This is a genomic window from Desulfosporosinus sp. SYSU MS00001, assembly GCF_049943955.1.
In the GTDB taxonomy this organism is placed as follows: Bacteria; Bacillota; Desulfitobacteriia; order Desulfitobacteriales; family Desulfitobacteriaceae; genus Desulfosporosinus.
In genome coordinates, this window is sequence record NZ_JBNFTW010000029.1 from 1 (window position 1) to 2,263 (window position 2,263).

General features: G+C 32.8%; 1 protein-coding gene. It reads right to left on the bottom strand.

The window, feature by feature from the left end; genetic code table 11:
* Positions 1-404: 404 nt before the first annotated feature.
* Positions 405-1,697 (bottom strand): IS30 family transposase, encoded by a 1,293-nt coding sequence (locus tag ACPUYX_RS20795; RefSeq protein WP_426381489.1) that lies wholly within the window; start codon positions 1,695-1,697, stop codon positions 405-407.
* Positions 1,698-2,263 lie beyond the last annotated feature (566 nt).

Here is a 2,263-nt window from a genome sequence, read left to right on the forward strand (position 1 = left end):
TAGCTCTTAATGAATAATAGGTTCTAAAAGAGGTTAATATATTTATGTTGATTAGGAAGTAATAATCACTTACTTAAAGCCTTATGAACAGTTTATTTTGTCATATTAACAAAGTTTTAAACTATATTGTAATAAAATGGTGAATTGTAAAGTTAACTTCCACTTTGTAGAACTAACTTCCACTGTAAACCGAAGATTGTGTAAAGTTTTATGTTAGAGATCAAATTATATACTACTTTTAACAATAAATAGGGTATAATTTAATTGACTTGAGCAATTTTCAGCTGGTTTTGGGTATGGTAAACAAAGGGTGAATATTTTTCGTTTTTTTGTAAAGCTAAATTCCACCCCTGGAAAGCGATTAACTTAAGTACCAGTTGGTAATCCTTGCTTGAGTTAGTTTATTATTTTAATAAATTTGGATTCATAATAATCTCATTTGGTTGGATGAGTCTTGAATCCAGCTTTACGAGCGTTTTAGCTCCGTAAAGGAAGCTGAATACCGAGTGTGGTGACCGGTCATTCAGCTTTTTTCTTGAATAAGAATTAATGTGACTCATCATCAATGAAATATCCTTCTGTTCATATGAATTGAAGCTCTGTCCCTTTGGAACAATTCTGCGAATCAATTCATGGTTATTTTCGGCTGCGCCTTTCTGATATGGTGCAGAAGGGTCGCAGTAGAATATATGAGTTATACGATTACCCTGTCTATCGAATTCTAGTGCCTTTGGGTTTGTAAATTCACTGCCGTTATCAGTAAGAATGACAGGGAATAGTTTTAGGAAAGTCTCAGGGCCGAGTTCCCAATAAAGATTTTCAAAGATATCTATAACTGAACGTGAAGTGTTGGCATCTCTTATGAATGCAAGCATAAACTGAGAATCAATGAAATGGATAGTAAGCAGGACCTTACCACCTTTAATTCCTTCAACAGAATCCATTTCAACTACAGGAGTATCTGGATTTTCTCCCATAAATTCAAGGAAATCTTTATATGTACGACCAATTCTGTATGATTTATCAACTTTAAAACGACTTGCCCGTTTTTTTCTGTGACGATAGGTAACTTTTCTAGGAAGATCAATATTTTTCGCAGAGATAAGATTGTAATCAATGTAGTTATAGATTGATTTTTCACTGTGCATGATAAGGTCTCTGTTATTAATGCAAATATGGTGTATAGATTGTCCCCTTTGAATGAGAGGCGTGATAGTTTTGTCAAGGCGCTGAATCTCATCTTCAGAAATAGTTATACCGCTTCGCGATTCAGAGCGAAGAAGGACATATTCTTCATGAGCATAAGAAGCTTTATAAATTGATTTTTCTAGGGTACATTTTGTAAGGCCAGCGCATCCATTGCAAACATAGGGCGGTTTAGAGAGTAAATGACAGATATATGGTTTATATTCAGAACAAAATTCAGAACAATCTGAACAGAAGCGACAGCTATGAAGCCTGCAGTTAGGCTTATCGCATAGATATGCATGGTTGCAGGTCATACGATGAATACAATTGTTAAAAGGCCTGCCATAGGCGCCAGTCCGTTTGAACATAATATGATTTTTGATTTCTTTGGAAATGGTTGTACAATCACGACCAAGTTCCCTGGCAATTGCTTTGAAAGAAAGAGAAGATTTAAGCATCACTTCAATAGAGACTCTTTCATCTAAGGTAAAGTGTTTGAATTTAGGCATAACAAAAACTCCCCTCTAATCAAGCAAGGATTACTAGAATACCACATACAACAATATCATAATATTTTGTACGACTAAATTCCACCTTTATATATTCTTATAATTTATAAAACTAAAATCCACCCTTATGGTATAAAAGGGTGGATTTTAGTTTTACAATTGAACAAAAAAATAAATAGCCGCGTAATACAAAAATATTATGTTTATTTATATAAAAAATCTGATATAATATAAATAAGAAAAGCTTAGTGCTGGAAACACTAAGCAATCCTAGAACGTTTTTAGTTTTAGGGCTATTGGATTTTAATTAATAATTTAATTAAGGTTTAAAGAAAAAGCACTACTTTTTTGAGGATGGAGTGCTTTTTTCTTTTGTTTCAATTTTAAAACTGAAACTTTTAATACTTGCCTTAAATTCTATGGATTTTATGTATATTCCATGAATTATATAGTAAATTAATAAAAAGATTACTAATATACTTATCGTAAGTATCATATCCAATACCACCCCCTTAAGCTATTGTGAAAATTCACCAATAGCCCAAGGTGGAAAACGTGCAACCACC